28 protein-coding genes are annotated in these 26,350 nt (G+C 56.8%); 14 read left to right on the top strand and 14 right to left on the bottom strand.

What is annotated here, in order from left to right; genetic code table 11:
- Nucleotides 1-25: 25 nt before the first annotated feature.
- Nucleotides 26-1,804, bottom strand: coding sequence for a carboxylesterase/lipase family protein (locus tag AC3GOJ_RS02395; protein ID WP_488235862.1), 1,779 nt, complete (start codon nucleotides 1,802-1,804; stop codon nucleotides 26-28).
- Nucleotides 1,805-2,018: 214 nt separating this feature from the next.
- Between AC3GOJ_RS02395 and AC3GOJ_RS02400 the strand changes: the two genes are divergently transcribed.
- The 6 genes from AC3GOJ_RS02400 to secF all read left to right on the top strand — a co-directional run bounded on the left by AC3GOJ_RS02400 (nucleotide 2,019) and on the right by secF (nucleotide 8,966).
- Nucleotides 2,019-3,404 carry a TAXI family TRAP transporter solute-binding subunit gene (locus AC3GOJ_RS02400; RefSeq protein WP_488235863.1) on the top strand — a complete coding sequence of 462 codons (1,386 nt, stop codon included), beginning with the start codon at nucleotides 2,019-2,021 and terminating at the stop codon, nucleotides 3,402-3,404.
- Between the two features lie 48 nt (nucleotides 3,405-3,452).
- Nucleotides 3,453-4,541 (top strand): tRNA preQ1(34) S-adenosylmethionine ribosyltransferase-isomerase QueA, encoded by a 1,089-nt coding sequence (queA, locus tag AC3GOJ_RS02405; RefSeq protein WP_488235864.1) that lies wholly within the window; start codon nucleotides 3,453-3,455, stop codon nucleotides 4,539-4,541.
- On the top strand, nucleotides 4,538-5,647 hold the full coding sequence (gene tgt, locus AC3GOJ_RS02410) for a tRNA guanosine(34) transglycosylase Tgt (protein ID WP_488235865.1): 1,110 nt from the start codon (nucleotides 4,538-4,540) through the stop codon (nucleotides 5,645-5,647). Before queA ends, tgt begins: the two co-directional genes overlap by 4 nt.
- 67 nt (nucleotides 5,648-5,714) lie before the next feature.
- Nucleotides 5,715-6,050, top strand: coding sequence for a preprotein translocase subunit YajC (gene yajC, locus AC3GOJ_RS02415; RefSeq protein WP_488235866.1), 336 nt, complete (start codon nucleotides 5,715-5,717; stop codon nucleotides 6,048-6,050).
- 76 nt (nucleotides 6,051-6,126) lie between these two features.
- Nucleotides 6,127-8,007: a protein translocase subunit SecD gene (gene secD, locus AC3GOJ_RS02420; protein ID WP_488235867.1), complete on the top strand. Its 1,881-nt coding sequence runs from the start codon at nucleotides 6,127-6,129 to the stop codon at nucleotides 8,005-8,007.
- A 14-nt stretch (nucleotides 8,008-8,021) separates the two neighbouring features.
- Nucleotides 8,022-8,966 (top strand): protein translocase subunit SecF, encoded by a 945-nt coding sequence (secF, locus tag AC3GOJ_RS02425; RefSeq protein ID WP_488235868.1) that lies wholly within the window; start codon nucleotides 8,022-8,024, stop codon nucleotides 8,964-8,966.
- 65 nt (nucleotides 8,967-9,031) lie between these two features.
- Here secF and brnA read toward each other — a convergent pair whose 3' ends face one another.
- Genes brnA through AC3GOJ_RS02440 form a run of 3 tightly spaced genes read right to left on the bottom strand, consistent with a single transcriptional unit; the run spans nucleotide 9,032 to nucleotide 9,830 of the window.
- Nucleotides 9,032-9,256: a type II toxin-antitoxin system BrnA family antitoxin gene (brnA, locus tag AC3GOJ_RS02430; protein ID WP_488235869.1), complete on the bottom strand. Its 225-nt coding sequence runs from the start codon at nucleotides 9,254-9,256 to the stop codon at nucleotides 9,032-9,034.
- A complete protein-coding gene (locus AC3GOJ_RS02435) occupies nucleotides 9,246-9,509 on the bottom strand; it encodes a BrnT family toxin (protein ID WP_488235870.1) in 264 nt (87 codons plus the stop codon). The genes brnA and AC3GOJ_RS02435 overlap by 11 nt, the downstream gene beginning before the upstream one ends.
- A gap of 42 nt (nucleotides 9,510-9,551) precedes the next feature.
- On the bottom strand, nucleotides 9,552-9,830 hold the full coding sequence (locus tag AC3GOJ_RS02440) for a helix-turn-helix domain-containing protein (RefSeq protein ID WP_488235871.1): 279 nt from the start codon (nucleotides 9,828-9,830) through the stop codon (nucleotides 9,552-9,554).
- A gap of 138 nt (nucleotides 9,831-9,968) precedes the next feature.
- On the opposite strand from AC3GOJ_RS02440, the gene AC3GOJ_RS02445 reads away from it, so the two are divergent.
- Complete coding sequence (locus AC3GOJ_RS02445) at nucleotides 9,969-10,715, top strand: hypothetical protein (protein ID WP_488235872.1); 747 nt, start codon at nucleotides 9,969-9,971, stop codon at nucleotides 10,713-10,715.
- Between the two features lie 47 nt (nucleotides 10,716-10,762).
- On the opposite strand, the gene AC3GOJ_RS02450 is transcribed toward AC3GOJ_RS02445, so the two are convergent.
- The 3 genes from AC3GOJ_RS02450 to purB are packed head-to-tail and all read right to left on the bottom strand — an operon-like array spanning nucleotide 10,763 to nucleotide 13,071.
- Complete coding sequence (locus AC3GOJ_RS02450) at nucleotides 10,763-11,299, bottom strand: glycoside hydrolase family 108 protein (RefSeq protein WP_488235873.1); 537 nt, start codon at nucleotides 11,297-11,299, stop codon at nucleotides 10,763-10,765.
- 37 nt (nucleotides 11,300-11,336) lie between these two features.
- Nucleotides 11,337-11,675, bottom strand: coding sequence for a DUF2322 family protein (locus AC3GOJ_RS02455; protein ID WP_488235874.1), 339 nt, complete (start codon nucleotides 11,673-11,675; stop codon nucleotides 11,337-11,339).
- Between the two features lie 22 nt (nucleotides 11,676-11,697).
- Nucleotides 11,698-13,071, bottom strand: a complete 1,374-nt coding sequence (gene purB, locus AC3GOJ_RS02460; RefSeq protein ID WP_488235875.1) for an adenylosuccinate lyase — start codon at nucleotides 13,069-13,071, stop codon at nucleotides 11,698-11,700.
- A gap of 131 nt (nucleotides 13,072-13,202) precedes the next feature.
- Between purB and AC3GOJ_RS02465 the strand changes: the two genes are divergently transcribed.
- Complete coding sequence (locus AC3GOJ_RS02465; RefSeq protein ID WP_488235876.1) at nucleotides 13,203-13,817, top strand: glutathione S-transferase N-terminal domain-containing protein; 615 nt, start codon at nucleotides 13,203-13,205, stop codon at nucleotides 13,815-13,817.
- A 15-nt stretch (nucleotides 13,818-13,832) separates the two neighbouring features.
- Here AC3GOJ_RS02465 and mnmA read toward each other — a convergent pair whose 3' ends face one another.
- Genes mnmA through AC3GOJ_RS02480 form a run of 3 tightly spaced genes read right to left on the bottom strand, consistent with a single transcriptional unit; the run spans nucleotide 13,833 to nucleotide 16,115 of the window.
- Complete coding sequence (gene mnmA, locus AC3GOJ_RS02470) at nucleotides 13,833-15,026, bottom strand: tRNA 2-thiouridine(34) synthase MnmA (RefSeq protein ID WP_488235877.1); 1,194 nt, start codon at nucleotides 15,024-15,026, stop codon at nucleotides 13,833-13,835.
- Between the two features lie 11 nt (nucleotides 15,027-15,037).
- Nucleotides 15,038-15,649 carry a hypothetical protein gene (locus AC3GOJ_RS02475; protein ID WP_488235878.1) on the bottom strand — a complete coding sequence of 204 codons (612 nt, stop codon included), beginning with the start codon at nucleotides 15,647-15,649 and terminating at the stop codon, nucleotides 15,038-15,040.
- A 4-nt stretch (nucleotides 15,650-15,653) separates the two neighbouring features.
- Entirely contained in the window at nucleotides 15,654-16,115 is a 462-nt protein-coding gene (locus AC3GOJ_RS02480) for an NUDIX hydrolase (protein ID WP_488235879.1), read from the bottom strand.
- 174 nt (nucleotides 16,116-16,289) lie between these two features.
- Here AC3GOJ_RS02480 and AC3GOJ_RS02485 point away from each other — a divergent pair, with 174 nt between their 5' ends.
- The 6 genes from AC3GOJ_RS02485 to AC3GOJ_RS02510 are packed head-to-tail and all read left to right on the top strand — an operon-like array spanning nucleotide 16,290 to nucleotide 21,455.
- Nucleotides 16,290-17,210 (top strand): branched-chain amino acid transaminase, encoded by a 921-nt coding sequence (locus AC3GOJ_RS02485; RefSeq protein ID WP_488235880.1) that lies wholly within the window; start codon nucleotides 16,290-16,292, stop codon nucleotides 17,208-17,210.
- 28 nt (nucleotides 17,211-17,238) lie between these two features.
- On the top strand, nucleotides 17,239-17,445 hold the full coding sequence (locus AC3GOJ_RS02490) for a zinc-finger domain-containing protein (RefSeq protein ID WP_488235881.1): 207 nt from the start codon (nucleotides 17,239-17,241) through the stop codon (nucleotides 17,443-17,445).
- A gap of 33 nt (nucleotides 17,446-17,478) precedes the next feature.
- Complete coding sequence (gene waaF / locus AC3GOJ_RS02495) at nucleotides 17,479-18,519, top strand: lipopolysaccharide heptosyltransferase II (RefSeq protein WP_488235882.1); 1,041 nt, start codon at nucleotides 17,479-17,481, stop codon at nucleotides 18,517-18,519.
- Nucleotides 18,516-19,010, top strand: coding sequence for a YybH family protein (locus tag AC3GOJ_RS02500; protein ID WP_488235883.1), 495 nt, complete (start codon nucleotides 18,516-18,518; stop codon nucleotides 19,008-19,010). Before waaF ends, AC3GOJ_RS02500 begins: the two co-directional genes overlap by 4 nt.
- A gap of 17 nt (nucleotides 19,011-19,027) precedes the next feature.
- The gene (locus tag AC3GOJ_RS02505) at nucleotides 19,028-20,026 is read left to right on the top strand and encodes a hydrolase (RefSeq protein WP_488235884.1); all 999 of its coding nucleotides are present in this window, start codon (nucleotides 19,028-19,030) and stop codon (nucleotides 20,024-20,026) included.
- A 31-nt stretch (nucleotides 20,027-20,057) separates the two neighbouring features.
- On the top strand, nucleotides 20,058-21,455 hold the full coding sequence (locus AC3GOJ_RS02510; RefSeq protein ID WP_488235885.1) for a phosphomannomutase/phosphoglucomutase: 1,398 nt from the start codon (nucleotides 20,058-20,060) through the stop codon (nucleotides 21,453-21,455).
- 8 nt (nucleotides 21,456-21,463) lie between these two features.
- Here the strand turns inward: AC3GOJ_RS02510 and AC3GOJ_RS02515 are convergent, their stop codons facing one another.
- The 4 genes from AC3GOJ_RS02515 to AC3GOJ_RS02530 form a co-directional block, all read right to left on the bottom strand.
- The gene (locus tag AC3GOJ_RS02515; protein ID WP_488235886.1) at nucleotides 21,464-21,991 is read right to left on the bottom strand and encodes a DNA-deoxyinosine glycosylase; all 528 of its coding nucleotides are present in this window, start codon (nucleotides 21,989-21,991) and stop codon (nucleotides 21,464-21,466) included.
- A gap of 6 nt (nucleotides 21,992-21,997) precedes the next feature.
- The gene (locus tag AC3GOJ_RS02520; RefSeq protein ID WP_488235887.1) at nucleotides 21,998-22,321 is read right to left on the bottom strand and encodes a hypothetical protein; all 324 of its coding nucleotides are present in this window, start codon (nucleotides 22,319-22,321) and stop codon (nucleotides 21,998-22,000) included.
- A 1-nt stretch (nucleotide 22,322) separates the two neighbouring features.
- Entirely contained in the window at nucleotides 22,323-24,947 is a 2,625-nt protein-coding gene (gene alaS, locus AC3GOJ_RS02525) for an alanine--tRNA ligase (protein WP_488235888.1), read from the bottom strand.
- 78 nt (nucleotides 24,948-25,025) lie between these two features.
- On the bottom strand, nucleotides 25,026-26,315 hold the full coding sequence (locus AC3GOJ_RS02530; RefSeq protein WP_488235889.1) for an extracellular solute-binding protein: 1,290 nt from the start codon (nucleotides 26,313-26,315) through the stop codon (nucleotides 25,026-25,028).
- Nucleotides 26,316-26,350: the final 35 nt, after the last annotated feature.

Below are 26,350 nucleotides of genomic sequence, written 5' to 3' on the forward strand. Positions count from 1 at the left end.
ACACGGAGAGAAGCTTGGGGGCTCATCACTGGAGTCTCGTTGGGTACTGATTTTTCCAAAACGAACTACAGTTGTGCTGAGCATCCGCGTTAAAGACGCCAACGTTACCCGGATCCAGTAACAACACACTTGATCCGCCAAATGGCGTGGTTCTACCCGCGTATTGCGGCCAACTAGGCAGCCCTGTCACTTCGGGCGCACCGGTATAAGCAAACTTTGCCCAATAAGCCACCATCTGATTCGCGAGCGTTTGAGATGCCGGTGCCAAATTAGGGGCATTTATTTTAGTCGTGTTCGAAAAATTCGGGAACAGGTAGTTCAGCTCTGCCGAATGTACGGGCCCCATGGGAAACGGCGGACAAGGATCGGCGATGCTGACACCGCAAACAGGCGCCGCTTGGTCAGCGAACTCAAACTGGTAGATAGGTTTGTTATTTCTTGATGCCGTATTCAAGACAACGTCAGATGTACGCAAAAACAGGCAGTTGTTAATACCCAACTGCGGGTTAAAGTCTGAAAGCGCTTGACCATAAGTTTCAGCAACGACGTTGCTATCCGTACTCAGTAAACCGGGGTACTGCGCGGTAATTGCTGAGAGGCCACCCACCGGGCTTGGGTTGCTATAAAAGGCCGGGAGCCAGATGGAACTTATGGTAGATGCATTAAGTGGGTAACCTGGGTTGACTGTTTTTACGCTGTCCTGCCAAAAATACCCTGCATACAACACAAGCTCACTCCTGGTGCCGCCCATCATCATAGGAACGTTAACGAGAACATCTGCGGCGGCGGCATCTTTGAATGACAACGGCACTGTTCTATCGCCAATAACCGGGGAAAAAGCCGTGACATCGGTTGCATGCGCTTCAGAATAAGCTTCTTGCTGTGCCAGGAGTTGCGCAACCGGTTGATTGCGCATACATGCCAGCACATCGGCATTGGTGCTTGCAGTCGGACAAAGCGCCGCTTGGATGCTGGCGCTGGCTTTTGCCTCACCTTGTACAACCGTGGGCAACGGCTGCATGCAAGCAGCGCTCTCGGTAATCGCTTTCTGGAAGAGATCTTTCACTTTTATCTGCGTGCCCGCCACAACCTGATCCGGTGACGCCAAATGCATACAGACCGAGCCTGCACCTGCGGACTCACCAATAATAGTGACGTTAGTTTTATCACCACCAAACGCTTCAATATTGTCCTGCACCCACTTCATGGCCAAACGCTGGTCTTCCAGACCGTAGTTGCCGTTATAGCCATTAGAGGCAAACGCCGGATTAGGCATAAAGCCCAGCGCACCCAAACGGTAGTTGGCCGAAACAACGACCAAACGACCTTCACGCGCCAATTTATCCAGGCGGTACAAATTAGATGAGCCACCTACAAAAGCGCCGCCGTGTATCCAGAACATTACCGGCAGCTTTTCACCCGGTTTCATGTCTGCTGGAACACTCACATTAATGCTGAGGCAATTTTCGTCAACACTGCCTTCGGTTAAGCCATTGCGGGCCGCCTGAGGGCAGGCCGGACCAAAATCATAAGCCTGAAACACATTCGACCAAGACGCAGTCACCGGCTGGGGCAACGACCAACGCAGGTTCCCCGTGGGTGCCAGGGCATAAGGCATGCCCCGATATTCATTCGCGCCATTTCTCACCATACCCTGTACAGGGCCCAGCTGCGTTTGAACAACCGGTGCCAGTGCCTGACTGTTACTTCCCCCACCGGAACACGATGCAACCAGAATTGCCAACACCATGGGCGTTGCCAGTAACAAAAGTCTCCTGGACAGAGTCTTCAATTTAGTACTCATGAAAAAGCCTGGTCACGTATAAGATATTTAAAGTGACTGCTCGTATAGCAATCAATAGAAACCCTAGTGTACTGAATTACCCGCGTTGAAAACGACCACGAAACCGACAAATTCCGACAATTCAAATCAAAGGCCACAACATAACGAATGATTTAACCGTCGCATTCCAAAGGCGCTTCGTTATCATAGCCACTCCCTGAACAGATCCCTTGTTATGCCAAATCCGATCAAAAAACCTAACTTTGAATATCAGCTACGGATGACTATCCGGGATGAGCTGAGGGCATTGGCGGCTTTTTTACGATTTCAATGGAAATGGGTCATCCTGACCTTCATCGGCTTAGCCGTGTTTGTTCACGAAATCAGACCGTTTCCGCCACGTACTATCACGATTGCTACCGGGCAGCCTAATTCGACATATGAAGACTTAGGAGAATGGTATGAGCAGTACTTCGCTCGACATGGTGTTACGCTCGTTAGAAAACAAACGGATGGTGCGGTGGAGAACCTCCAGATGCTGCATGATGCAGAGGTAGATGTTGTTTTTTCTCAAGGTGGCATAGCGCTCCCCAAAGGCACAGATGCAGTCTCCTTGGGTAGCATTCAATACGAGCCGCTCTGGCTGGTGTACCGCGGGTCTGAATTCAAGGGGTCAGACCCCCTTGGTTTTCTCAAGAACAGCAAGTTGTCTATTGGTGCAGAAAAAAGCGGCACCCGGGCGTTTGTTCTCGATCTTATCAACCAGCATGAATTGAAAGATGAAGACAGAACAAATCTCGTCGTAATGAATGCCAGTGATAGTGTCCGGGCACTCCTTGACCGTCGAATCGACGGGATGTTTCTGCTTGCCAATACGGAGTCGAAAGATTTAACACAACTCGTGAACGTTGCGGACGTTCATTTGTGGGACTTCAAAACCGCTCGTGCCATTGCCAGCAAGATTCCCTACCTCACTGCTGTGAGTCTGCCTGCCGGGTCTTTCAGCCTGGCACCAGTTCGGCCATCGCAGGAGAAAGAGCTGGTTGCAACAACCACGACTATTCTGACCCACAAAAAACTGCATCCCGCAATCCAGTACCTTTTCATGATGGCGTCAACGGAGTTCTATCGCCAGACTCATGTGTACTTTCCACGGCCAGGGGGTTTTCCCGCCTTTACAGAAGCCAGCATTCCTCAAAGTCCGATAGCACAAAAATATATCAACGTCGGCCCCAGTGGATTCGAGCACACCCTTCCATTCTGGGTCGCGAGTTTTATCGACCGTATCTGGCTTTTGCTGGCTGCATTGATTGCTGTTGCCTACCCATTGACCCAAATGGTGCCTCAGTACAGAAAATTTCACTTTAAATACGATCTCGATGATCGATACATCGACCTCATGCGATTGGAAAATGCCATGTACGAGGCCCAGACGGCTCAAGACTTTGAAGTTATCTGGAGCGATTTCCGGATGCTTGAGCAGCGTATTGCTGAAACCTGGGTACCCTCTGGTGCCAAAGAAAAATACTTCATCTTTTGCAATGCCATGGAATTATTTCGGATACGGTTGGAGCGGGCCCAAGTCCGCCTTGCAACGAATCAACCGCTGGGTAAAGGTTGATCATCAGGGCGTTTTGGCGTAGCCAATCACCCTTTATACTTGCGCCCCATGAGCACGACTGTAGCAACCCCTCTATCCCGCCTGAGCGATTACGACTTTGATCTGCCCGAGTCGTTGATCGCCCAGCACCCGGCCGACGAGCGTTCGGCCAGCCGGCTGCTATTGGTCAACCCGCCTCATGTGGAAGACCGACAGTTCAATCAGTTGCCGGATCTCCTGAATGCCGGAGATCTGCTGGTCATGAACGATACGCGCGTATTACGTGCCCGCTTTTTTGGCCAGAAGGACACTGGCGGCCAGGTTGAAGTACTGATCGAGCGGATTACCGGAGCAGCTGGTCGTGAAGCCCGCGCCCAGATTCGCGCCAGCAAATCGCCCAAGCCGGGCACACGCTTACATTTAGCCGATGCCTTTCATGTTGAAGTAACGGGACGAGATGGCGAGTTCTTTGTGCTCGCGCTACCCACAGAAGAAACGCAAGATTTCTGGCAACTGACGGAAGCACACGGCCTGCTGCCACTACCGCCTTATATTACGCATACCCCCGGCACCGATGACGAAACCCGCTACCAAACCGTTTACGCCAGAAACCCCGGTGCGGTTGCTGCGCCAACGGCGGGTTTGCACTTTGATGAGCCCATGCTGATTCGTCTCAAGACCATGGGCATTGAAACCGCGACGCTGACGTTGCATGTGGGTGCCGGTACCTTCCAGCCGGTGCGTGCCGAGAACCTCGACGAACACGTGATGCACCATGAGTGGTATCACCTGCCGGAAGCCACGGTTCAAGCGATTGCTGCCTGCCGTGCCCGTGGCGGTAAAGTCGTTGCGGTGGGCACCACCTCCCTACGCGCATTGGAATCTGCTGCGAAACATCAGAACATTTTGTCCGGCGGCTTGTTGCAGCCCGATAGCCGGGAAACTGATTTGTTTATCCGCCCCGGCTATACCTTCAAAGTGGTGGATAGGCTGATCACCAACTTTCACTTGCCCAAATCCACCCTACTCATGTTGGTGTCTGCCTTTGCGGGTTACAACACCATGCGCACGGCTTACCAGCACGCCATTGAACAGCAGTACCGCTTTTTCAGTTATGGCGATGCCATGCTGTTAACCCGAGTTGAAAACGCCTTATGAAATTTGATCTGATCACCACCGATGGTGCCGCCCGCCGCGGTCGCCTGACCCTGGCACACGGCCAGGTAGATACCCCCGCTTTTATGCCGGTTGGCACTTACGGTACCGTCAAGGCGATGACGCCCGAAGCGCTGGCCAACACCGGCGCCCAGATCTGCCTTGGCAACACATTCCACCTCTGGCTGCGACCGGGCATGGACGTGATCAAACAGTTCGGTGGCCTGCACAAATTCATGAACTGGGACAAACCCATTCTGACGGACTCTGGCGGTTTTCAGGTGTTTTCGTTAGGTGATCTACGCAAGATCACCGAAGAAGGCGTCAAGTTTGCGTCGCCCATTGATGGTGCCCGACTGTTCCTGACGCCCGAGATCTCGATGCAGATCCAGAAAGATCTGAACAGCGACATCGTCATGATCTTCGACGAATGCACGCCCTACCCGGCCGATTACAAAACGGCGGCCGAGTCGATGCGTCTGTCACTGCGCTGGGCACGTCGCTCGCGTGATGAACACGACCGCCTGGAAAACACCAACGCCCTCTTCGGCATTGTGCAGGGCGGCATGCATGAAGCCCTGCGTGACGAATCTCTGGCCGGCCTGAAAGACATTAATTTCAACGGCTTCGCCATTGGCGGACTGTCCGTCGGCGAACCCAAAGACGACATGATGCGCATTCTGGCGCACACAGCACCCCAGTTACCTACCGATAAACCCCGCTATCTGATGGGCGTGGGCACCCCGGAAGATCTGATGGATTCTGTGGAACAGGGCATCGATATGTTTGATTGTGTGATGCCAACGCGCAACGCCCGCAACGGCCATCTTTTTACCCGTTTCGGCGACGTAAAGATTAAGAACGCCCGCTTCAAAACCGACACCGGGCCGCTGGACCCCACCTGTACCTGCTATACCTGCCAGAACTTCAGCCGCGCCTATCTGCACCATCTGTTCCGGACTGGCGAAATCCTCTCGAGCATACTGAATACCATCCACAACCTGCACTTTTACCAGACCCTCATGGCAGAAATGCGCAGCGCCATTGAAAAGGGCCAGTTTGCGGCCCAACTTAGTGCGCTGAGAGCTGATCGGCAACGCGGCGTGTAGACGTCGGGTCGCCCCTGAAAAGTGCTAGAATCAACGCTTTAGTTAACTATCCGCCGGAGACCCCCACGTGATCAGCCCCGCATTCGCCCAAGCCGCTGGCGCTACAAGCACTCAAGACGCCCTGAGCCAGTTCCTGCCTCTGATCGCCATGTTTGCGATTCTGTACTTCCTGATGATTCGCCCGCAGATGAAAAAGGCCAAAGAACACAAGGCGCTGGTGGCCGGCCTGCAAAAGGGTGACGAAGTCATCACCCAGGGTGGCCTGACCGGCAAGGTGACCGCCATCGGTGACAACTACATCAAGATCGAAATTGGCACCAACAACGGTGGCCCGGTCGAAATCACCGTGCAGCGTCCGGCCATCGGCATCGTGCTGCCGAAGGGCACGCTAGGCTCGCTGTAATCAACCGGATCTGCACAACACCGTGCACGTTCGACCCGGGGGCTTCGGCCCCCGTTTGACTTTTCTGTGACCTGTCATGAATCGCTACCCGCTCTGGAAGTACATTGTCGTTGCCGTTGCCCTGGTTATCGGGGTGCTCTACACACTGCCCAACTTTTTTGGTGAAACACCGGCCGTACAGGTGTCGCCGATCCGCGCCACCATCAAGTCTGACGACAAGCTGCTGCAACAGGTTGCGGCCGTTCTCGATAAGAACGGCATCTCCAGTGCCGGCGCTTTCCTAGATACCAACGGCGTCAAAGTCCGCCTGCCGGACACCGATACCCAGCTGAAGGCACGCGATGTGCTCGAACATGCCTTCAACCCCAAGGCGGATGACGCCCAGTACGTGGTGGCCCTGAATCTGCTGTCGGCGTCACCGAAGTGGCTGACTTCGATCCATGCCCTGCCGATGTACCTGGGTCTCGACCTACGGGGTGGCGTGCACTTCCTGCTGCAGGTCGATCTGCAAGGCGCACTCACCAAGCGACTGGACGCCACCTCAGCAGACATCCGCACCCTGCTGCGCGACAAAAACATTCGCCATGCCGGCATTGGCCGTGAAGACCAGCGTCTAGTCATTCGCTTCCGCGAAAACGATTACCGCAGCCAGGCTCGTGCCGCCCTGATGGATAGCCAGGCCGATCTGAACTTTGTCGAGCAAACCGTGAGCGGTGACCCAGCACTGGTTGGCAATTTCAAGCCGGAAGCCATCAAGCGCATTCAGGAATTTGCCGTCAAGCAGAACATCACCACCCTGCACAACCGTATTAACGAACTGGGCGTGGCTGAACCGATCATCCAGCAATCCGGCCCGGACCGCATCGTAGTGCAGCTGCCCGGCGTGCAGGATACGGCCAAAGCCAAAGACATTCTGGGTCGTACCGCCACGCTGGAAATCCGCATGGTCGACGACACACCGGGCGCACTGGAATCCTCGCTCAACGGTAACGTACCGGCCACCGCCGAACTTTACACCGAGCGTGGCGGCAGCCCGATTCTCGTCAAGAAAGTAGTCGTCCTGACCGGCGAACGCCTCAACGATGCCCAACCCGGTTTCGACAGCCAGACCCAGGAACCGGCCGTTCACCTCACGTTAGATGCGGCCGGTTCACGCATCTTCCGCGACATCACCCGTGACAATGTCGGCAAGCGCATGGCCATCCTGCTCATCGAAAAGGGCAAAGGTGAAGTGATTACTGCACCGGTGATCCGTAGCGAAATCGGCGGCGGCAAGGTGCAGATCTCCGGCCGCATGACCACCGTGGAAGCCAATGAAACCGCCCTACTGCTGCGTGCCGGTTCGCTGGCGGCACCGATGGATATCATCGAAGAGCGTACCGTCGGCCCATCGCTCGGTGCCGAAAACATCTCGCGCGGCTTCCATGCCACCCTCTGGGGCTTTGCCGCTATCGCGGTCTTCATGATCATCTACTACGGCATGTTCGGGGTAATCTCTGTCGTTGCCCTGTCGGCGAACCTACTATTCCTGGTGGCCATTCTCTCGCTGCTGCAAGCCACGCTCACCCTTCCCGGCATCGCCGCCATTGCGCTGGCGCTGGGTATGGCGATTGACGCCAACGTGCTGATCAACGAACGGATCCGCGAAGAGCTGCGCAACGGCTCAACACCGCAAGCCGCCATTTCGGCTGGCTACGAGCGTGCTTTCGACACCATTCTGGACTCCAACATCACCACCCTCATCGCTGGTCTGGCCCTGCTGATTTTCGGCTCGGGCCCGGTACGTGGCTTCGCCGTGGTGCACTGCCTGGGCATCCTGACCTCGATCTTCAGCGCGGTGGTCGTTTCACGCGCCTTAGTCAACATCATCTACGGTCGGCAGAAACGCCTCACCAAAATCTCCATCGGTCAGGTCTGGAAGCCTGAAACCGACGCCAACAACTCAACGAACGCCTGACCGGGAGCGACATCATGGAACTTTTCCGCATCCGCAAAGATATTCCCTTCATGCGCCATGCGCTGGTGTTCAACATCATTTCGTTGCTCACTTTCCTGCTGGCCGTATTCTTTCTGGCAACGCGTGGCCTGCACTTCTCGGTGGAATTTACCGGCGGTACGCTGGTCGAAGTGCAGTACAAACAGGCGGCCGATCTGGAATCGATTCGCGGCGGCCTGGCCAAAGCCAACTTCCAGGACTACACCGTCCAGAACTTCGGCTCCAGCCGTGACGTTCTGATCCGCCTGCCGCTCAAGCCGTCGCAAAGCACGGCGGCCATCGGTACCGGCGTGATGGAAGCACTCGATGCCAACGCCCCCGGCGCCCAACTGCAACGTGTGGAGTTCGTCGGCCCGCAGGTCGGTGAAGAACTCGCCCACGATGGCGGTCTGGCCCTGCTGCTGGTGATTATCGGCATCATGATCTACCTGGCGCTGCGTTTCGAGTGGCGCTTCGCCCTATCGGCTATTATTGCCAACCTGCACGATGTGATCATCATTCTGGGCTTCTTCGCCTTCTTCCAGTGGGAATTCTCGCTCCCCGTACTAGCCGCTGTACTAGCCGTGTTGGGCTACTCGGTCAACGAATCGGTGGTGGTGTTTGACCGCGTGCGCGAAACCTTCCGCAAGAAACGGGGCATGACCACCCCGCAGATTCTGGACCATGCCATTACCAGCACCATCTCCCGCACCATCATCACCCACGGCGCCACCGAAATGATGGTGCTCTCGATGCTGGTGTTTGGCGGCGATGCCCTGCACTACTTTGCGCTGGCGCTTACCATCGGCATTCTGTTCGGCATCTACTCTTCAGTGCTCGTCGCCAGCCCGCTGGTTATGTGGCTGGGCGTATCCAAAGAGCAGTTCATCAAACCCGTGAAAAAGATCGACTCGGCCAACGCCGATGGTGCTTGTGTTTGATCTAAACTAAGCTAACGCTTAAACGCCACCCTCGGGTGGCGTTTTTCATTCGAAGCCTCGACGTATCAAGCTGCTTTCTCTAAACGCTCAGCAATCCATACCTTAATGATCGATTGCCGGGTAACGCCAAGTTTGTCTGCTTCACGATCTAGTGAGTCAATCATCCAGGTTGGAAAGTCAACATTGACCCGGCGTTGCTCCTGACGAACCCGCCGTGCATTTTTCAGGTCAAGCGATGACATGATGTCGCCACCATTATCGAATGCCTGATCAAATTCTTTAGCTTTCATAAATTTCAACCTCCTCACTGCGTGCACGTCTCACAGAAATGATCCGGATCGTGCTGTTTCGATAGGTAATCACTGCCGACCAATATTTCCGGTCAATGCATCCAATCACCAGAAATCGTGGCTCATCTGCCGTTCTTGCTGGCACTTCCAGCAATCTAGAGTCTTCCCATAGCCGCTGAGCATCTTCAAAGCTTATGCCGTGCTTTAGAAGATTTGTTCGGCTTTTTAATGTATCGAACTCAAACTCGATCATGGTATAGAAAATATACCTTAATTCAGCAGGATTTCAAGGCGTTTACTTTTCTCTGTTATCAACATCTGACGACTGCTTTACCCAATGCTCATCTAAATGTTGAAAAAACAGAGAAGGTTTGATCTCTAACGCAGCCACGATCCGCTCAATATTAACCAAAGCCAGATTGCGCTCCCCTCGCTCAACGCCGCCCATATACGAACGGTCAATATCGCAGAGGTCTGCGAATGCTTCCTGTGAATAGCCTTTCGCCTTCCGCTGTTGACGGACCAAATGCCCAAAGGCAACCAGGATCGGAGGCTTTGCCGTGTTTTTTGCCATAGCTAATGCTCCCGTTTTGGAGACGAAAGCACCACGGCTGAAAGGTACACGGTTTATAAGTTCGCGGTCTATAGGTATTTTTATGCTATTCTTGATCACAGCATTAATAGATACTTAATTTACGTACAGGAGTTTGCTATGAAACTGAAAGCCATCGTAACACTCACATCCATTGCGTTATTAACCGCCTGCGGCGGGGGTAGCGGTGGTGGCGGCAGCCAGCCAGTTGCTAACCAAGATCCGCAGGGATTCTGGACCGGCACTTCGTCGGGTAGTCCTGCAGGTACTTTTAACCTTGGTGCAATAGTCTTGGAGAACGGTGAGTTCTACAGTATGTTTTCTCAGAATGGTGTTGCTTATGGGGTTGATTACGGCACAGGTACAGTATCCGGCACATCCATAAACGGAAGCCTGCAGGAGTTTTATATTCCTACAAATTCTGTAGTTGCTGGTTCTATTTCCGCAACATTTTCACCCAAGGCCACCCTGCAAGGCACTACGAGATATACCAACGGCGTAACTACAGCTTTTACCACGACATACAATACAAGCTATGACACACCGGCTAGCCTGAGCGCTATTACAGGCGTTTATGCAGGAAACTATTACACGGGTGCTCCAGTCAGCCTTTCGATTTCATCCAACGGGGTTGTCAGCGGTAGCTCGACAAATTGTATTATCACCGGCTCAGTGACTCCAAGACCAACTGGTAAGAATGTCTATAACGCAGCGCTCAATTTCTCCGGAAGTCAGTGCGCACCGGGTCAAGGAAGCGCATCTGGCGTCGGCATTCTTAATGTCATTAACGGGGTAACCTACCTCTATACAGCAGGCCTAAATCCATCCAAAACTAACGGTTTCTTCTGGATAGGCCGAAAGCAATAAAATTGAGATAAGCAAGACCAACGCCACCTTCGGGTGGCGTTTTACTTTCAGGCTTCAGGCTGCTGACTCAAACTGCGCGCGGTATGTGCGACTTGCTCAGCCCGCTTACGCCAGCCCTCCCCGAAATGCACGTAAGTGGGCAACATCTGATAGAAATTTTGTCGCGCCTCGGTATACGCCTCAATGAGCGCATGCAGTCCATGCTCTGCGACGTAGTCATTCACGGCAGCTAGGGTCTTCGAGCCAATAGCGCCATCGGCCGGCGCACCGACTAATCTCTGCAATAGCCGCGCCGCCTGGGCTGGCCCGGTATTTACCGCTGTATCGAACACGGCAAGATCAAGGCCGTCTGGCAATTCATCACAATGACAGGCGTTCCAATAGCGCTTGCGATAGATCTCGGCCAAGTGCTCGTCGGAGATGGCGCGTAATTCATCGTGCGTAACATCACGGCCGAGATAGTGGGCATAGGTTTTGTGTGTGACGCCCTTCATGGTGGCACCACCCGGGTCGTTCGGGTGGTTAGCCCACCCACCCTCATGCTTGAGGGTATGCGCCAGCGCCGCGGGAAAATTACGTTCCATGGCGCTGGCGATGGGTGTGCGGCTGATTTCCGGCCATTCAGGCAGGCAGGTCCTCTACCTCTGCGAACACATGCTTCACCCGTAGGGGTGCTGCACCGTTTTCAGCAATCGCCAGCAGGCGATCAATGTTCGGGTGCTTACCCAGGTTAGAGCGCGCATCCGCCGTGTGTTCGGCAAAAACTTCCAGCCCCTGCTTGGCGGCTTCCTGATTGATCGAACCCCAAACCTGGGCCAGATGGTTGTAGACCGTGAGCGAACCCTGGCTACCGGCTTTGTTTTCAATGATACCGGCCAGGTTGCCCTCGCTATCGCGCAGTTCAAGAGCAGCCAGATGCGAGATGCCGGGCAGTTTTTTCAGGTTATCCGCGAATGCCATGTTGCTTGTTCCTTCAATGTTCTTAGATACGCTTGGCGAGCTCGGCGGCTTTGCCGGTGTAGCCCCACGGGGTCAGCTCTAGCAGCGCCTTTTTGGCATCGGCCGGAATATCCAGCGTGTTCACAAAGGCCTGCATGCCCTCCCGCGAGACACGCGTGCCGCGCGTCAGCTCTTTGAGCTTCTCGTAGGGATTAGCAATGCCAAAGCGGCGCATGACGGTCTGGATTGGCTCGGCGAGGAGTTCCCAGTTGGCATCCAGATCCGCCTTCATGAGGTCGGCATTGAGTTCCAGCTTGCCCAGTCCTTTGAGCAGCGAGTCGTAACCGAGCAACGTGTAGCCCAGGCCCACACCCATATTACGCAGCACGGTGGAGTCGGTGAGGTCACGCTGCCAGCGCGAGATCGGGAGTTTCTCTGCCAGGTGCTTGAGCATGGCATTCGCCAGGCCCAGGTTGCCTTCGGAGTTTTCAAAGTCGATGGGGTTCACCTTGTGCGGCATGGTTGACGAACCGACTTCACCGGCCTTGACCTTCTGCTTGAAGAAGCCCAGCGAGATGTAACCCCAGACGTCACGGTCGAGATCGATCAGGATACCGTTGACGCGGGCGAACGCATCAAACAGCTCAGCCAGCGCATCGTGCGGCTCGATCTGGATGGTGTACGGGTTGAAGGTCAGGCCCAGCGATTCAACGAAGCGCTTGGCAAAGCCTTCCCAGTCGTAACCGGGGTATGCAGCCAGGTGGGCGTTGTAGTTGCCGACCGCACCATTGATCTTGCCCAGCAGTTCGACCTGGGCAATGCGCACGCGGGCGCGCTGCAGGCGGTAGGCGACGTTGGCCACTTCTTTGCCCATGGTTGATGGCGTCGCTGGCTGGCCGTGGGTGCGACTCATCATCGGCACTTCGGCGTAGGCATGCGCCATCTCCGTGAGCTTGGCGATGACACGATCCAGCGTCGGCAACATCACGTCTTTACGAGCGCCCTGGCACATGAGGGCATGCGACAGGTTGTTGATGTCTTCCGAGGTGCAGGCGAAATGGATGAATTCGCTGACCTTGGTGACTTCGGCATTGGCCTGGGTTTTGTCTTTGATCCAGTATTCCAGCGCCTTGACGTCGTGGTTGGTGGTGGCTTCGATGCCTTTGACTTCTGCAGCATCGCCCTCAGTAAAGTTGTTCACCAGGGCATCCAGCTCGGCAATCGTGGCCGGCGAGAAGGCAGGAATTTCGGCAAAATGCGGCTCAGCGGCCAGTGCCTTGAGCCATTCGATCTCCACGCGCAGACGGGCGCGGATCAGACCGTATTCGGAGAAATGCGGGCGCAGCGGGTCAACTTTGGCAGCATAACGGCCATCCAGCGGCGAAAGTGCTGTCAACGCACCAAGATTTTGAGACATCTGAAGCTCCTGAATACGGAAAATCGAAACAGCGATTTTATCATCCGCCCGCCCGGCTGACCCACTAAGACTGGGCGACATCCCGAGTTCGGTGTAGGGTATGGGCTGATTTCTGTTGACCGGAGCCCCCCATGAAATTGCTAGGCACCCCTACCAGCCCTTATGTGCGCAAGGTGCGCCTGATGCTGCTGGAAAAGAACATCCCTCACGAATACCTGATTGATCCGCCGCGCGAGCCCGGCAGTCTGGTTGTTCGCGTTAACCCGCTGGGCCGTATTCCGGCGCTGATTCTGGATGATGAAATCTGCGTCTTCGACTCGCCGGTGATTGCCGAGTATGTTGACAGTCTGAATGACACCCCGGTTCTGATCCCCCGCGACAACGCCCTGGCCCGCATGCGGGTAAAACGCTGGGAAGCCCTGGCCGATGGCATCATGGATTCGGCCATTGCTGTGCGCAACGAACGCATCCGCCCGGAAGAAAAACAAGAACCTGGCAACATCACACTGCATAACGGCGCCATCAGCCGTGCGCTGGATTTTGCCAGTGTGAGTCTGGGTAATGACACCTGGACCAACGGTGAAAGCCTCTCACTGGGCGATCTGGCCCTGTTCAGCACGCTGGTGTATCTGGACCTACGTCAGCCGGAACGTGACTGGCGCCCCCCCCATCCGAACCTCGCCTTTTTGTTTGACCGTATGGCGGCACGCCCCAGCGCGCAGGCCTCACTGGCCGAACAGGCTTAACCGGGCATGTAAAAATTACGCGGGGGATTTATCGGCGCATGAATCAGCCAGCGATTGCAGGTCGGCGGTCACGACCGGCTGACCGCCCATGCGGGCCGATTCGATGATGCCGCCCCCGAGGCAGACCCGGCTTTCGTACATGACCAGCGATTGACCGGGCGTGACGGCCCACTGCGGTGAGGCAAAACGGATGACGGCACGTTCGGCGTCGATACGTTCAATTTCACAGGGCGCATCGGGCGAACGATAACGGGTTTTAGCCGTGTACACCCAGTGCGTGTGCGGCAGCTCCCCCGAAACCCAGTTCATATCGGTGATGGTGACTTCATCCACGTATAGCGCCGGGTGATCGTGACCGGCAACCACATAGAGCACATTGGCTGCCAGGTCTTTACGCGCCACGTACCAGGCATCATGCTCGCCGCTCCCATGATCGTTGCCCTTCACGCCACCAATATGCAGGCCTTTACGCTGCCCCAGGGTATGGAACGCCAAACCCTGATGGGTGCCCAGCAGTTTGCCGGAATCCAGATCCCGAATCTCACCGGGGTTTTGCGGCACATAGCGCTGCAGAAAATCATTGAACGGGCGCTCACCGATAAAGCAGATGCCTGTGGAATCTTTTTTCCTGGCGACCGGTAACCCAGCAGCCTCGGCCTTGGCGCGCACTTCCGGCTTCAGCCAGCCGGCCAGCGGAAACAGCGCCGGTTTGAGCTGCGTCTGATTCAGGCGATACAGGAAATAGCTCTGGTCCTTGTTGCCATCTTCGGCCTTCAGCAGCTGCTGTTTGCCGTCAAAATACTGCAGCCCGGCGTAATGGCCGGTGGCAATGTAATCCGCGCCCAAGCTGATGGCGTGCTCAAGAAAAGCGGCAAATTTGATTTCCGAGTTACACAGCACATCGGGGTTGGGCGTGCGGCCGGCGTTGTATTCCTGCAGGAAAGTAGAAAACACGCGGTCCCGATATTCCTTGGCGAAGTTCACGATTTCCACGTCGATCCCCAGAATATCGGTGACACTCATCACGTCAATCAGATCCTGACGCGTGCTGCAGTATTCGTCGGTGTCGTCGTCTTCCCAGTTTTTCATGAACAGGCCGATCACACGGTAGCCCTGCTCCTTGAGCAATAAGGCAGCGACCGATGAATCGACACCGCCGGACAGACCGACGACGACAGTCTTTGCAGTTTTAACAGACAAAGATGACATGAACTTATTCCTCAGCGGCCTGCCGATGATGTTGCGGCAGCCGTATGGTGTTGCGTTTCCAGGCTATAAAAGCGGTAAGACGCCCATTCTCTCACGGGCTGCACCGGCGGCAAGCTGCCCTGTTCCACGAACCAGGGGTCCACGGTGTAAATCCCGCTATCATCTTCGACATCGGCAGCCGTGGCGATCAGCGTGGCACTGTAATGGGAATCCAGAAACAGGGTCCGGTGGGCATAGGGCCCAACCCGGTGCCAACGCAATGCCTGCCGATGCGCCAGAAACGAGAGGATGTTGCGCGTGCTGGATGAGTGGTCAATACAATCCATACGACCGACGACGGTCTCATCTTCTTCGTTGCCGGGTTCATCCGCGCCAATCGGGATCTGCTCGGCGGCCGTTGTGTAAAATCGGCTAACCACCTCGGCCACAGCAAGCCGCTCGGCCTCCGGTGTTTTCGCCTGGCGCAATGGTACGAGCATCTTTTTGAGCCAGGGCTCCGAATAACTGACGACACCGGGTGTTTTACAGCTCCAGTCATAACAGAAGCGCACCAGACCATCGGCCAGCGCCTGCGACGCGCTGAGTGCCAGGCAACATGCCAGCAAGACTGCGCGGACCGTCATCACGTCAATCGTAGTGGGTAATACTATCCAGCGGCAAACGCCGACCGGATACCCAGTCTTCGACACATTGCAGTACCAATGGACTGCGATGGCGCGTCTGCGACGCGCGCAACGCTTCCAGCGTCAGCCAGTGGGCCGCAATGATGCCGTCATCCAGTTTCGGATTTGCTTCAATCTGGTCCAGCCGACAGGCAAAGGCAAAGCGCAGGTAGGTGATATCACCGGCCGGCACCGTCCACTGGTACACCCCGACCAGGGCTTCTGGCGTGACGTGGCAACCGGTTTCTTCCAGCGCTTCTCGGGCACAAGCGGCAATCAACGATTCGCCTTCGTCCAGATGCCCTGCCGGCTGGTTAAAACGCAGGCCGGTCGAGGTTTCTTCTTCCACCACGAGAAAGCGACCGTTGCGTTCAACCAGGGCAGCAACCGTGACGCTGGGTTTCCAACGATGTTTTTGGCTATTCATACATATCATTTTACCGAAAGAGGCTATTTCGGCAGCGCCGGCACGGTCCAATGCAAAATCCTGGCCGTCACCCTTGTTGCCATTCCTGATTTTGAGGCAGAAATCAGCTAAAATCACGCGATCCGGTCGCCATGCTGCGACCCCACTAAGACGATTGAACAAAGGATTCACATCATGTCGATGTCCGACCGCGACGGTTTTATCTGGCTGGATGGCAAGCTGGTTCCCTGGCGTGACGCCAATACGCACGTGCTGACGCACTCACTGCATTACGGCATGAGTGTGTTTGAAGGCGTCCGTGCTTACGACACCGGCCGCGGCACCTCGATTTTCCGCCTGCAGGATCACACGCGTCGCCTGTTCAATTCGGCACACATCTTCCAGATGGAAGTGCCTTACGATGAAGCAACCATCAACGAAGCGCACAAGGAAGTCGTGCGAGCCAACAATCTGGAAAGCGCCTACATCCGCCCGCTGGTGTACTACGGGTCGGAAAAGATGGGCGTGTCACCGAAGGGTGCCAAGGTCCACGTGGCCATCGGTGCCTGGGCCTGGGGTGCGTATCTGGGCGAAGACGGCCTAAAGAAAGGCATTCGCGTCAAAACCTCGTCGTACACGCGTCACCATGTGAACGTGTCGATGGTTCGCGCCAAGGCCAGCGGCCACTATGTGAACTCGATTCTGGCCAACAACGAGGCCGTCGCCGATGGTTACGACGAAGCCCTGCTGCTGGATACCGAAGGCTATGTTTCGGAAGGCGCTGGCGAAAACCTGTTCATCATCAAGAATGGTAAGGTCTACACGCCCGAACTGTCGTCGTGCCTGGAAGGTATCACCCGTGACAGCGTGGTCACGCTGGCGCGTGAACTGGGCATTTCAATCGAAGAAAAGCGGATTACCCGCGATGAAGTCTACTGCGCTGACGAAGCCTTTTTCACAGGTACCGCTGCTGAAGTCACCCCGATCCGCGAGCTCGATAACCGCAAGATCGGTATCGGCAGCCGTGGCCCGGTCACCGAACGTATTCAGTCGGCCTACTTCGATGCGGTCAATGGCCGCAATCCGAAGCATGAAGACTGGCTGAGCTTTATCTAATCCAGACCCACTTTCCGAGGCTTTACTGATGACTGCACCGCTTGAAAACACGCTGTCGGCCAAAGCACTGACCGTCACAGCGGATGATTTGCCCCTGCATTGCCCGCCCCAGGGTGTGCAACTGTGGTCAGGTCACCCGCGCGTTTACCTCGATGTTCTGAAAACCGGCGAAGTGAAGTGTCCATACTGCGGCACGCATTACACGTTTTCCGGTCCGCAACCGCACGGCCACTAATCCGGGACAGTACGCAGGCAGGCTGCCCCATTGATGAACGCAGTCTCCCTGCTTGTCGCACCGGCCTGGGTGGGCGACGCCGTGATGAGCGAACCGCTCATCCGGCAGATTGCCGACCACGACCAGAAACCCGTTGATGTTCTGGCCCCTCCCTGGGTGGCACCGCTCTACGAGCGGATGCCTAATGTCGGCCAGGTCATCCCTGCACCCTTTGCCCATGGTCGCCTAGACCTCAAAGCCCGTTGGGCGCTGGGTCGCCACCTCGGCACCCATGGCTACCAAAATGCCTACCTGCTGCCCAACTCGCTGAAATCGGCCCTGCCCACGTTTTTTGCCGGCATCCAGAATCGCATCGGTTTTACCGGGGAATGCCGCTACGGTCTTGTTAACCGACGCCAGCCCCTGGATCAACAGGCGTTACCACGCATGGTGGACCGCTTTCTGGCACTGGCCCCGGCAAGCTCATCCGCCGCCCAAGCCCCGGATCTCGACATCCCCCGCCTGACGGCGCGCCCCGGCGCCTTTACCGCACTATGTGACACGCTGGGTTTAACGACTGGCCAGAGCCGCCCATTGGCGATCCTCTGCCCGGGTGCCGAATACGGTCCGGCCAAGCGCTGGCCGGAAGCCCACTTCGCACAACTGGCAACCGCCCTGCAGCAAGCGGGCTTTACGGTCTGCACGCTGGGCTCCGGCAAAGATCAGGCCATCGGTAACGCCATTGAAAGCTTAAGCCATGGCGCGGCCATCAATCTGTGTGGACGCACGCAGCTGGCAGAAGCCATTGATTTGTTAAGCGGCGCATCGGTGGTAATTTCCAACGATTCCGGTCTCATGCACGTCGCCGCAGCGCTGGATCGCCCGCTCGTGGCGCTGTTTGGCTCATCATCCCCGGTCTTTACCCCGCCGCTTGCCAAACAGGTGCGCATTCTGCAGCACCCGGTGCCATGCAGTCCCTGTTTTGCCAGAACCTGTCGTTACGGCCATCTGGATTGTCTGAACAAGCTCACGCCAGAGACCGTTCTCACGGCCACGCTTGCCATGATGCCCCTTTCCGAAAGCCCCACCCCATGAGCCTGCCACCGCCCTCGGCCCCAGTGCCCAACTGCGCCACCCCCGATGATGCCGAGCGCGGTTTTTACGAAAGCATTGCGCAAGCCAATCTGGACGCGCTGATGGCCATCTGGGCCGACGAAGACGAAATTGTCTGCGTCGATCCGGATGGGCGACGTGCTGCCGGTCACGCGGCGATTCGCCAGGGCTGGCAATCGATTTTCAGCGGCTGTCATCATCTGGAAATCGAAGTGATGAACATTATGCGCTGGCAGAGTGGCCTGGTCGCCATTCATCTGGTCCAGGAAAGCATCACCCTGTTCAGCGTCCCTGAAGAACTCACGGACCCCGAACATCCGAACACGCTCGTTCGCCGTAATGGCGTCACCACCGCGATGAATGTCTATGTCCGGGGTGGCAACGGCTGGCGCCTCGTATGCCATCAGGCAACGGCACAGCTGGCGGACGTTGAAACACAAATCACGAGCGCTGCAACACATACCCTGCACTAAATTCAGACAGACGTTGAATGCTTCCGCTTGCGCCCTATCGAGCCCCGTTCTTTCTGTTTAACGGGCACTTGCAGACGCTCTGGCCGGTCTGGCGCAATCTGCGACAGGCGCCCATCGGATGGCCACGCGAACGCTGGGATACCCCCGACGGGGACTTTATCGATGTGGATTGCATCAGTCCGGAGGCCAACCCCACACTCGAAAGCAACGCACCCGTCGTCATCCTGTTTCATGGCCTGGAAGGCAACGCCCAATCCCACTACGCCCGCAATATGGCCACTGTGCTGCAACAGATCGGCTGGGTGGGTTTTGTGCCGCATTTTCGCGGCTGTAGCGGCGAGCTGAATACCCTACCCCGCGCTTATCACTCCGGGGATGCCACCGAAATCGACTGGATCCTGCATCGCTTCCGAGTGCGCTTTCCCAATCGCCCGATATGTGCGGCGGGTGTTTCACTGGGCGGCAATGCCCTGATGAAATGGCTGGGTGAGCAGGGTACCGCCGCCAGCGCCGTCATCGATGCCGCAGCCGCCATCTCTCCACCCATGGATGTGGCCGCCTGTGGTGCCTGGCTAGACCAGGGCGCCAATCAGAAGGTCTACACCCAGCATTTTCTGCGCACCATGAAGCTGCAGAGCGAGGCACGACTGGCCCGCTTCCCGGGGTTATTTGATGCAGCACGCATGCGCTGCGCCAGCACCCTACGGGAATTTGATGACACGGTCACCGCACCCCTGCATGGGTTCAAAAACGTGGATGACTACTGGCAGCGGGCCTCGGCCCTACCTGTGCTCGGCAATATTGCCTTGCCAACGCTCTTGCTCATGCCGCGCAATGATCCGTTTCTCACTGCCGTCTGTTATCCGGCACCCGCGCAGTGCCCGTCGGTGCTCACCCTCGAAACACCGGCAAGCGGTGGCCACGTGGGTTTTAGTGGTGGCTCAGGGACACAACGTGATCTATGGCTGCCTACCCGTATAATTAACTTCTTTGCACAAACGCTCGACCTGAACTGAGATCACACCGAGCCTAACGACGAGAACGACCATGTCCCGTTTTGCCATTCCCGCCCTGCCCGCCTCGATTTTTAAAGCCTATGACATCCGTGGGATCGTGGACGATACCCTGACGCCGGAAGTGGTGCGTGCTGTCGGCCTAGGCCTCGGCACACTGGCGCGAGAAAAAGGCGTGAAAGCCATTGCGGTGGGTCGGGATGGCCGTCTGTCGGGTCCGAGCCTATCGCTCGCGTTGCAGGAAGGTATCGTCGCTGCCGGCGTCGATGCGATTGATGTCGGCTGCGTGCCGACACCGGTGACTTACTTCGCTGGTTTCCAGCTGGAAACATACGCCTGCGTCTCGGTCACGGGTAGCCATAACCCGCCGGATTATAACGGTCTGAAGATGGTCATCGCCGGTGACACGCTGGCGGGTGATGCCATTCAGGCCTTGAAAAAACGGATTGAAGCCGGCGACGTCCACTGGGCCGATCAGCCGGGACAGATGCACGCCGCCGATGTTAAAGCCGCCTATCTGGACCACATTGTCGGCGACGTCAAACTGGCTCGCCCGATGACCATTGCCGTCGATTGCGGCAACGGCGTGGCCGGTGAACTGGCACCGGAGCTCTTCCGCCGCATGGGTTGCAAGGTCATCCCCATGTATTGCGACATCGACGGGACCTTCCCGAACCATCACCCGGACCCTTCCAAACCCGAAAACCTGGAAGACCTAATCGCCGCGCTGAAAAAGACGGATGCCGAGATCGGCCTAGCCTTTGATGGTGACGGTGATCGCCTGGGCGTCGTGACCAAGGACGGCGAAGTGATCTTCCCGGATCGCCAGATGATGCTGTTTGCCCGTGATGTCCTGAGCCGTTGCCCCGGCGCGCCCATCATTTTCGACGTGAAGTGTTCGCGTCTGCTCGGTGACGAGATCCGAGCGGCTGGCGGTCAACCGCTGATGTGGAAAACCGGCCATGCGCTCATCAAGGCCAAACTCAAGGAAACCGGTGCCCCGCTGGCCGGCGAGATGAGCGGCCACGTCTTTTTCAAAGAACGCTGGTTTGGTTTTGACGATGGTTTATACACCGGTGCTCGTCTGCTGGAAATTCTGTCGCGCGCACCGGATGCCAACCCCGTCCTGACCGGCCTACCCAATAGCCAGAGCACCCCGGAACTGAATATCAGCATGAAGGAAGGCGAACCGCATGCTCTGATGGCCGAACTGGCTATCGCACCGGACTTTCCCGGCGCACGTGATGTGATCACCATTGATGGACTGCGCGTGGAATATGCCGATGGTTTCGGTCTGGCCCGCCCGTCGAACACGACACCAGTGGTGGTGTTGCGTTTTGAGGCGGATAACGAAGCGGCGCTCTCTCGCATTCAATCTGAATTCCGCCGGGTGCTCCATCAGGCCCGCCCGGGTCTGCCCCTACCGTTCTAACTGGGCCGTCAAGCCGGCGGCGGCACCACCTGCCGCCAGGCTGCCAGCTTGTCCTCCAATGAGAGGCTGGCGTGTGCCGGGCTCGTGGATGGTAGCCGAACCCTCCGGAGATGTGCCGCGTCAGATAAGGTAGGAAGCACCCACCGATTGAAGACCTGCTCGGCATGCCCCCCATTGAAGTACACGCGTGTGATCAACGGATGCCCTGCAAAGAATGTCGGAAACGCATTAACCACCTGTGTTTCCCGGCGGATATCGGCATCCAGACTACCGGCGCGCTCGCAGGATTGCAGCACATCCCACACGGCAATCCCGGCCTGCTGCAGGCGCGTAACGCGTTGATGGTAAGACATCTGCGCCACATCAAAACCCAGCAAACACCCCATGATCGGCCAGAACCGGTTCTGTGGATGCGCGTAGTACTGGCCAGCGTTGAGTGACGCCACACCGGGCATGCTGCCAAGAATCAAACAACGGGCATCAGGCCGGGCAATGGGCGGAAAGCTCCGGACAATCAGCCCCTGTGCCACGGACACAGCGCGTTATTTGCCGCTCAGACTGCGACGGTTGTAGTCTTTGTCACCCGGCATGATGTAACGGCCAACACCGAACAGGCCTCCCTGCGCCCCTTCCGGGCGTAGTTTATTTTCAGGGAACTGGTCGGCCACTTTTTTGGCCTCTACCGCTTTGGCGGTATTCACATATTCCCAACGGCCGTTCGGAAATAGCAACACATCCTCACCCTTCGCCGTTTTGCCGGCAATGGGCGTGCGATCCGGCGCATCCGCAATATCGGCCAACACCTGCTGGCCACTCAGGGCCAGCAGGCTGTAAAGCATCCATCGCAGAAGCTGCGCCCGTGTCATCTTAACGCTCGGCAACCCAGGCGTTGACGGATTCCAGGGCATTGAGCAGATTGGCGGGCTGCGTACCGCCTGCCTGTGCCATATCCGGGCGGCCGCCGCCCTTACCGCCCACTTGCGAGGCAACATGGTTGACCAGTTCACCGGCCTTGAAACGCGTTGTCAGATCAGCGGTCACACCCGCGATCAGCGAGACTTTATCGCCCTCCGCAACACCCAGCACAATGACGCCCGACTTGAGCTGACCTTTGAGCTGATCCAGCGTTTCACGCAGCGCCGAACCACTCACCCCTTCCAGTTTGACGGACAGCACGGCAACGCCATTCACCACTTTGGCCTGACCAGCCAGATCCCCTCCCTGGGCAGCCACCAGTTTGGATTGCAGGCGATTGATTTCCTTCTCCTGCGCCTTCTGGCCTTCGATCATGGCGTTGACGCGCGTCGGCAATTCGGCCGGCTTGCATTTCACCAGACCCGCCACTTCGTTGAGTGCCTGACGGCGGAACTGCACGGCGGCCAACGCATAATCGCCGGTCAGGGCTTCGAGGCGACGCACACCGGCAGCGACACCGGATTCCGCCAGAATCGTAAACAGGCCGATATCCCCCGTACGCGCCACGTGCGTACCACCACACAGCTCACGCGAGGTGCCAATATTCAGCACACGCACCTTGTCACCATACTTTTCGCCAAAGAGCATCATCGCGCCCAGTTTCTGCGCATCTTCAATGGCCATTTCGCGGGCTTCGGTCGGCAGGTTGCGCATGATTTCGCGGTTGACGATGTCTTCCACGGCACAGATCTGCTCCAGCGTCATGGGTGCATTATGGGCAAAGTCGAAGCGGGTTTTCTCGGCATCGACCAGCGAACCTTTCTGTTGCACATGCTCGCCCAGCACTTCACGCAGGGCTTTATGCATCAGGTGGGTGGCCGAGTGGTTACGCATCGTGCGCTCACGGTCCAGCACATTGACGCGCGCTTCGACCGTATTACCGACCGTGAGTGACCCCTGGCGCAGCGTGCCGTGATGACCGAATACCTGGGCCTGAATCTTCTGGGTGTCTTCCACGAGGAACTCGCCATGCACGGACGTCAGCACACCGTCGTCGCCGACCTGACCACCGGACTCGGCGTAGAACGGCGTTTTATCTAGAACGACCACACCGGTATCACCGGCAGCCAGGCTGTTGACCGCCACACCGTCCTTATACAGGGCGATGATGTTCGATTCGGTCGCCAGCAATTCATAACCTTCAAACTGCGTCGCCGGGCCTTCATAGGCCAGGGCAGCGGCGGAATGAAACTTACCCGCGGCGCGGGCCTGTTCGCGCTGACGCGTCATGGCCGCATCAAAGCCGGTCTCATCGACATTCAGCTCGCGCTCACGACAGACATCGGCGGTCAGGTCGAGCGGAAAGCCGTAAGTATCGTGCAGCTTGAAGGCCAGATCACCATCGAGCACGCCACCAGCCGGCAGGTTGGCCAGTGCGCCGTCGAGGATTTCCATGCCGTGGGCGATGGTTTCGAAGAAGCGCTCTTCTTCGAGGCGCAGAATATCGGTGACGCGGGCTTCAGCACGGGCCAGCTCCGGGTAGGCTTCACCCATCTCCGCCACCAGGGCAGACACCAGCGTATTGAAGAACGGGGTACGGGCTCCCAGCTTGTAGCCATGACGAATGGCGCGACGGACAATCCGGCGTAGCACATAGCCTCGACCCTCATTGCCGGGAATCACACCGTCCACGATGAGGAAGGCACAGGCGCGGATATGGTCGGCGATCACCTTCAGCGATGCCGCATCAATGGCGGCTTCACCACCAGACACATGAACGGCCTTCTGAGCCGCAGCGATCAGATTCTGGAAGAGATCGATTTCGTAGTTGCTGTGCACGTGCTGCAGCACGGCGGCAATACGCTCCAGGCCCATGCCGGTATCCACACAGGGACGCGGCAGCGGATGCAGCACGCCGGCTTCGTCCCGGTTGTACTGCATGAACACCAGGTTCCAGATTTCGATGTAACGATCACCGTCTTCTTCTGGCGACCCCGGCGGACCACCCCAGATATCGGCACCATGGTCATAGAAAATCTCGGTACATGGGCCACACGGGCCGGTATCGGCCATCTGCCAGAAGTTATCTGAGGCGTAACGGGCGCCCTTGTTATCACCAATGCGGATGATGCGCTCGGCAGGGACGCCCACTTCTTTTGACCAGATATCGTAGGCTTCGTCGTCTTCCTGATACACCGTGACCCACAGCTTCTCTTTCGGCAGGCCATAAACGCCGGTCAGCAGTTCCCAGGCGAAGTTGATGGCGTCCCGCTTGAAATAGTCACCGAAGCTGAAGTTACCCAGCATTTCGAAAAAGGTGTGGTGGCGCGCCGTATAGCCGACGTTTTCCAGATCGTTATGCTTACCGCCAGCCCGCACGCTACGCTGCGAGGATGTCGCACGCGAATACGGCCGCTTGTCCTGCCCCAGAAAGACATCCTTAAACTGGACCATGCCCGAGTTGGTGAAAAGCAGGGTCGGGTCGTTACCGGGGACCAGTGAGCTGGAAGGCACAATGGTATGCCCTTTGGATTCAAAGAAACGGAGAAACTTGTCCCGGATTTCAGCGCTTTTCATAACGGGTGTGTCCTAATTCTGGTTCTAATGCAGTGGCTTATGATCAATAGAGCCGCGTGTCTGAGCCGTCGGCAAAAATTACTTGCGGGCTTTCTTGCCCGAAGCTTTGGTCGGCACGGTCGGCAGCGGGTTGTACACGGCTTGGCCACGGGCAACCGCCGTATCCAGTGCGGTCTTGGCCGACTTCTTACCCATGAACACGGCATCCATTTCTTCGTTCACGATCTGACGCAACTGCGGATTGAACGAGATCCAGCCGACGGTGGCACCCGGTGCACCGGCTTTCATCACATTCGCCAGCCCCAGATCCTGCGACTTCAGTTCGTCACGCAGCAGTTTGCTCTGTGCACCCGCCTGGGCGGCCGGCGTCAGCGGCAGGAAACCGCCCACACGCGAAATTGTCAGCTGGGTTTCGGGCGTCAGCGTGAACTCGAGGAACTTGGCGGCGGCCTTGTATTCGTCTTTGCTATGCCCCTGGCCGACCCACAGAGCACCACCAGCGGCCAGTGTATTGAAGGGTGCGCCGGTGTTGTCATCAATAACGGGCAGCGGCGCCACACCGAAATCAAACTTCTTGCTGCTTTGCAGATGGGCAACGATGTCGCTGTTGGTCGTGATCATGGCGCACTCGCCATTCACGAAATGGGCATCGGCTTCGTTTTCATGGCCGTAGCTGGTGAAGTATTCGGTTTTGTACCAGGAGGTCAGTCGGGCCAGGTGACGTACCTGGATTAAGGAGTTAAAGGCCAGCTTGCCATCGGTGCTAACGGTCGACGAACCCGCCCAGGCCGACACGTTATCAATGTGCACCCAGACCGGCCACGACGTCGTATAACTACAGTTGATGCGGGCATCGACGATCTTGCCGGTCATGTCCTGCATTTCTTCCCAGGTCTTTGGGCCTTTGTTCGGATCCAGACCGGCCTTCTTGAACAGTTCCTTGTTCCAGAACAACAGAGGTGTCGTGAATGCCACCGGCAGCGCCTGCACCTGGCCATTAAAAGTCACGGCATTGCGCAGCGGTTCGGGAATCGATTTGGGGTTGAATTTGACCTTATTGTCTGCCAACAGCTTTTCAGCCGGCACATAGGCATCCGACTTGGCCAGATATTTGGCCAGATCAGCACGGGTCGCCAGGTTCAGTACCGCGGGTTTGCCATTCGGCGCACGCTGTACCAGACGAACTTCAATATCCTTGCTGCTGCTATTAAAGCGGCTGACCAGTTCCGCCAATTCACGCTCGGTCGGCGCATCCAGCTGGTGTGCCAGTGTCAGTTCGGTTTTGGCAAAAGCACCGGCCATCGGGAACATCAGGGCTAACAGCAGCGAAGAGCGACGGACAAAGGCGGAGGAAGCAGCCTGCAGCATGGTCATAATCCTTTTAATATGCTTTTGAGTGTAAC

The organism is Fluviibacter sp., from assembly GCF_057744235.1.